The 5370-nt window shown below is 32.8% G+C and carries 5 protein-coding genes; 3 read left to right on the top strand and 2 right to left on the bottom strand.

Translation table 11 applies throughout. The annotated features are described in order from the left end of the window. Nucleotides 1-52 precede the first annotated feature (52 nt). Nucleotides 53-709: a helix-turn-helix domain-containing protein gene (locus tag UGRO018_RS17435; protein WP_416327790.1), complete on the bottom strand. Its 657-nt coding sequence runs from the start codon at nucleotides 707-709 to the stop codon at nucleotides 53-55. A gap of 200 nt (nucleotides 710-909) precedes the next feature. Between UGRO018_RS17435 and UGRO018_RS17440 the strand changes: the two genes are divergently transcribed. From UGRO018_RS17440 to UGRO018_RS17450, 3 genes are read left to right on the top strand one after another with little or no spacing between them, the layout of a single operon-like run. Beyond that, a complete protein-coding gene (locus tag UGRO018_RS17440; RefSeq protein ID WP_416327791.1) occupies nucleotides 910-1491 on the top strand; it encodes a TetR/AcrR family transcriptional regulator in 582 nt (193 codons plus the stop codon). 55 nt (nucleotides 1492-1546) lie between these two features. Further along, entirely contained in the window at nucleotides 1547-2242 is a 696-nt protein-coding gene (locus UGRO018_RS17445) for an ABC transporter ATP-binding protein (RefSeq protein ID WP_416327792.1), read from the top strand. Then, nucleotides 2242-4476, top strand: a complete 2235-nt coding sequence (locus UGRO018_RS17450; RefSeq protein ID WP_416327793.1) for an ABC transporter permease — start codon at nucleotides 2242-2244, stop codon at nucleotides 4474-4476. The genes UGRO018_RS17445 and UGRO018_RS17450 overlap by 1 nt, the downstream gene beginning before the upstream one ends. 453 nt (nucleotides 4477-4929) lie before the next feature. Here UGRO018_RS17450 and UGRO018_RS17455 read toward each other — a convergent pair whose 3' ends face one another. Beyond that, nucleotides 4930-5133: a hypothetical protein gene (locus UGRO018_RS17455; protein ID WP_416327794.1), complete on the bottom strand. Its 204-nt coding sequence runs from the start codon at nucleotides 5131-5133 to the stop codon at nucleotides 4930-4932. Nucleotides 5134-5370 lie beyond the last annotated feature (237 nt).

Consider the following 5370-nt stretch of genomic DNA (forward strand, 5'->3'; position numbering starts at 1 on the left):
CTTCAGGTTTCTTCTCTTTCATTTATTTTGTTTGCTTATAACTTGCTTTTTATTATTTATTATCTTTCATCTTTTTTTTCGCAAAACTATTATTAACAGAATAGATAATAGCAGTAATCCCAGCGGCAATAATAGCAGATATTACAAAAGAAGAACCTAAAATGGATTCTATATTGTAAAAGTTTGCCTCACCTGTGCTTAATAATTGGAAGACACTAATTCCCATCATGCTGGCCATTTGTAATAACATAATCGAACCATAACTAAAATTCTGAATGACAAGGAAATTAAATAATGCATTCACTTTCGATAATAAGCCGGTTCTTTTTCGATCCGTATGATGTAACATCAAATAATGAGAAGCATATATAACAGCAAAATAGCCAATGATACACGCTATCGTAGACACTTCTATTTTTTTTAAAATATAATATCCAATGAATCCGATCGTAGCAAGTACAAATGGTAGATACTCTTCAATATCTTTCTTTTGAATATCATGAAAATCTAATCCATCTCGTAATAAATGATCTACACTTACTCCCAAGGCATCAGCCAAAGGAACCAAAATCGTGATGTCCGGGAAACCCTCTCCAGTTTCCCAACGAGAAATAGATTTGTTGCTAACGCCAATCTTTTCTGCTAATTGATTTTGAGTATATCCTTTTTCTTTTCTGAGTTTCATTAATCTTTGTGCAAAGTTTTCCATACTTTATTCGCCCCTCTTTCTACTTCTATTATGTCATACTTCATTGAAAAAGCTATCCTAAACCACAAGAATTTATCTCGTTATCCGAGATTTTAAATTTAAATTCAAAAATGAACAACTGATAACAAATGATTTTTTAAACCTAAATGCTCTTGCTTCCAATTCTTGACTATTGTATCCTATAGACAGGAGGTGATAGCTTGCAAGTACAAAAGGAAGAGCTTCGTTTACAAATATTAGAAGCAGCAAAACAAGAGTTTTTAGCAAAAGGATATGAAAACAGTTCTATGCGAACCATTGCCAAAAAAGCAAATACTACACTAGGCAATATCTATCACTATTTTCAAAATAAAGAAGATTTGCTAAACACTTTACTTACTCCTGCTGTACAAAATTTGGAAATATTTGCGAAAGAGCATTTAGATCAAAAGGAAGAATATCACTCATTTGAAGAGATAGAACTTGCATTTCATGAAATTGATGATAATATCGATCAAACCATCTTTCAATATTTGATGGATGAACGTTTACTTATTTTATTTGACTTAAAAACAACACGCTTTGTGGATGTTCGTGAAGATTTCATAGCAAGATGCAAGAAGCATATGCAATTTCATTTAAAACTAAATGACGATAGTAAGTATCTAGAAATCATAACAGAGATGTTTATTCATTGTATTCGTCACATCCTGTTAGAACAGAAAAATCCTAAAGATGCCAAGAAGGAATTCATGAAAGTTTTCCGTATGCTTTGTACAGGTATAACATCAATAGAAGAGTAAAAAAACATGTTATAAGCTTACATGTTTTTATTATGCTCAAAAGGAGGGTCATTTTATGATTGAAGTACAACATGTATCAAAATTTTATCAAATGGAGGATCAAAAGATTTACGCATTAAAAGATGTTTCCTTTCAAATTGAGGATGGCGAATTTGTTATCATCCTTGGTCCTAGTGGAGCTGGAAAGAGTACGATGTTAAATCTTTTAGGAGGCATTGATCAAATAGATGAAGGAGAAATCCTCGTCAATCAGCATAAACTTTCTACTAAAAACGAAAAAGAATTAACTCAATATCGTGCAGATGAAATCGGTTTTATCTTTCAGTTTTATAATTTAATCCCAACCTTAAATGTTTTGGAAAATGTGGCATTGATGAGCGATATCAAAAAGGATACCTTACCTGCCATGCAGATATTAAAAGATATAGGATTATCAAAGCATAGTAAGAAATTTCCAAGTCAATTATCCGGTGGCGAACAACAACGAGTTTCTATTGCCAGAGCATTAAGCAAAAATCCAAACGTTCTTTTATGTGATGAGCCAACTGGTGCCTTAGATAGTGAAACAGGTAAAATGATTTTGATATTATTACAGGATATGTGTCGAAGATATCATAAAACGACGATCATTGTAACGCATAATGCGGCTATCGCTCCTTGTGCAGATAAAGTCATCCAAATTCATAATGGTAGAATTTCTTCTATCATTCATCAGAAACAGCCGCTCAATATAAAGGAAGTGGAATGGTAATGTTATATAGAAAAATGCTACGTGACGTTTGGAAACAAAAATCAAGTTTTCTTTCTATCTTTTTATTGATGTTTATGGGATGCTACATTTTCTCTGGCATTACCACAGAGTATCATGGTATGCAAACATACAGTGACTCTTATCATGCAGAAAGTAATATGGCGGATGCGGTCTTACAAGGAACTCATCTATCCAAGCTTCAGGATTCAAATCTTGATACTCAAGAAGTAATGAAACTATCTTCTACTTTACAAGGTCATGAAGATATATCGTTAGAAGTAAACATTATAAAAGAGAATCGTATTTCTAAAATGAAAGTCATGGATGGTGTAAATTTTGATCCATCTTTAGATGGGGTGTGGCTAGATGAACGCTTTGCACAAGCTCATGGTTATCGAGTTGGTGATTCTTTGAAGTTTCTGATTCAAGGACAGTCCATACAAAAAGAGATCAAGGGATTGGTATTATCCGTAGAATATATCTATCAAGTGAAAGACAATGCTATGACACCTGATCATGAGAAATCCGGTTTCCTTTATATGAATCAAACGAATTTGCCTTTCTCATTTCAAGCCAATCAATTGCTTGTGAAAAGTACATTATCTGATCTAGAATTAAAAAACAAGTTGATACAAGAAACCAATGGCAAAAACTGTTTGATTACATTACAACATGACAATCTGAATTACAGTATGTTACAAGATGAAATCGATCAGCATAAAGAATTAGGTCTTATATTCTCTTTTACCTTTTTAGGCATTGCTGTATTCGTATCTATTACTACCATTCATCGTTTATTGCATCAACAACAGCTTCAGATTGGTATCCTCAAAGCACTTGGTTTCTCTAAACGCACTTTATTTTTCCATTACGCTACTCATTGTACCTTTGTAACGTTATTAGGTTCTATATTAGGCTGTATTACGGGTGCCTGGAGCTTCCCTGTTCTAGTTTATCCATTTATGAATGAACTTTATGCTTTACCAGAGCTTCGTGGTTCTATCATTCCTTTGACGTATCTACTTCCTTTATTCACCACGATGATTTGTATCTTTATCTCTTTGATCATTACTAGAAACTATTTACATCATCCAACTGCTCAGGTGTTATCAGGAAACATCAAACGCAGAATCATCAAAATACAGCTACCTCAACTATTCACTCATACATCCTTCATTACTCAATGGAATTTAAAAGATGTCACCAGAAATCCATTAAGAAGCTTTATGAGCATATTTGGTGTATTAGGTTGTACTGCATTATTGATGAGTGCTTTTGGGATTTATACAACGATGACACATTTAACCGATTGGACTTATCATACCTTAGAAACCTATGATTGCAAAGTCAATGGACCTTTTGATGAGGAAACACTTCAAACATTAACACATGAAATGGATGCTGATGAAATCATGAATGCTTCCATTGATATTCAAACATCAACCGGACAAGACCAACTTTTATTGACAGTACTATCAGACACACGTTATCTTCATCTTGCTGAAAGTGAACATTCCTTTGTTGATTTGACCTATGGGGCAGGTGTATCTAAAAACATTGCAGATCAATACCATTTAAAAGAAGGAGATATCTTAACTTGGAAACCATCGAATACGATGACTTGGCAACAAGTAGAAATAGAATCTATCCTACGAACACCTTACACACAAGGTATCACTTTAATGAAATCACTGTATGAACAAACAGGACTTGAATATACCCCAACGTCTTTGATAGGCAAAACGATAGATAAAGACAATTTCAATCTATCATCTATTTCATCCATTCAATATCACGACGATATCGTTCAAAATATGGATACCATGATGGAGGCTACGATCATGATGCTTTCTATCTTTATGATTGCCGCAATGGTATTAGGTAGTGTTATTTTATATAATCTTGGTTCCTTATCCTATATGGAACGTTATTATGAGCTTGCGACATTAAAAGTATTAGGTTTTCAAAGCCATGCACTACGTAAGATCATGATCCAACAAAATCTATGGCTAACCGTCATTGGTATTTTACTTGGATTACCTAGTGGTTGGTTATTGTTAAGTTTTATGTTAAAAACAGTACAAGCAACTTTAGATGTGATAATCTATTTGCCATGGAGCGTAGTGTTATTATCCTGTGGTGGAACCTTATTGTTATCGCTCCTTATTATATGGTGCGTATCAAAAAAGGTAAAAGACATTGATATGGTATCAGCTTTAAAATCAAATGATTAAATAAAGCCTTTCCTTCCACTGAATACATCGTACGCAATGTTAATGCAGATTTTGAATTTTACAGACTAGTAATTATATTGAACTACTATTTTCAGTTTATACGACCCAACATTAAAAAACAACCAACTATTAATTTAATCAATAGTTGGTTGTTATCAATTGTTAATATTTTTAGGTTGAGAAAGGCTATTATTGCAATGGTATCCGTATCATAGCCATTATTACAAAAATCCCAAATGTTACAGGCAGTTTCTCTGAAGGAAGGGACTCCTGTGCTTTTTGCTCTTTTAAAAACTGGTACAAATGTTGATAATATGGAAAATCTGATGTTTCGTCTATCTTGAAGACTTCAAGCATAATCTCACGCTCCGATATCTAAGTCTACTACACACCTGTTATAACAGAAAAATATCCAATGATAGACGCTATTATAGATACTTCTATTTTTTAAAATTATATTGTTCCGTCTTTTTTCAATATTTCTATGATTTCTGGTTTGAAGCTTTCATCAACATCTAGAAGATCAAAAACTTCATCTAGACTCATATTTTTCTTTATGATCAGTGCTTTTACATCTTTTGCTAATCTAGCAATATCGCCTTCTTTTTTTCCCTTGAGAATACCTTTTTCTAAAATTCCTTGACTTAAGTTACACATCCTTTCAACCTCCTCGTCTAATGTTTGAGTCATTTCTATTCCATAATCTATATATATAACATTTAACAAAAAAACACTTCACAGTGGATGTGTTTTTTTGTTACTCTTGATTATATTGTTCCGTCTTTTTTCAATATTTCTATTATTCCAGGTTTAAAACTTTCATCAATATCTAGAAGATCAAAAGCTTCTTCTAGGCTCATTTTTTTCTTTTCTATGAGTGCTTTTACGCCTTTT

Source organism: Hoskinsella mucinilytica (genome assembly GCF_045223415.1).
GTDB classification, from domain to species: domain Bacteria; phylum Bacillota_I; class Bacilli_A; order Erysipelotrichales; family Erysipelotrichaceae; genus Hoskinsella; species Hoskinsella mucinilytica.

Excerpts from the sequence above, each read along its gene's own strand:
- UGRO018_RS17455 (WP_416327794.1), bottom strand. The coding sequence starts at position 5,133 with ATGTGTAACTTAAGTCAAGGAATTTTAGAAAAAGGTATTCTCAAGGGA.
- UGRO018_RS17450 (WP_416327793.1), top strand. The coding sequence starts at position 2,242 with ATGTTATATAGAAAAATGCTACGTGACGTTTGGAAACAAAAATCAAGT.
- UGRO018_RS17435 (WP_416327790.1), bottom strand. The coding sequence starts at position 709 with ATGGAAAACTTTGCACAAAGATTAATGAAACTCAGAAAAGAAAAAGGA.
- UGRO018_RS17445 (WP_416327792.1), top strand. The coding sequence starts at position 1,547 with ATGATTGAAGTACAACATGTATCAAAATTTTATCAAATGGAGGATCAA.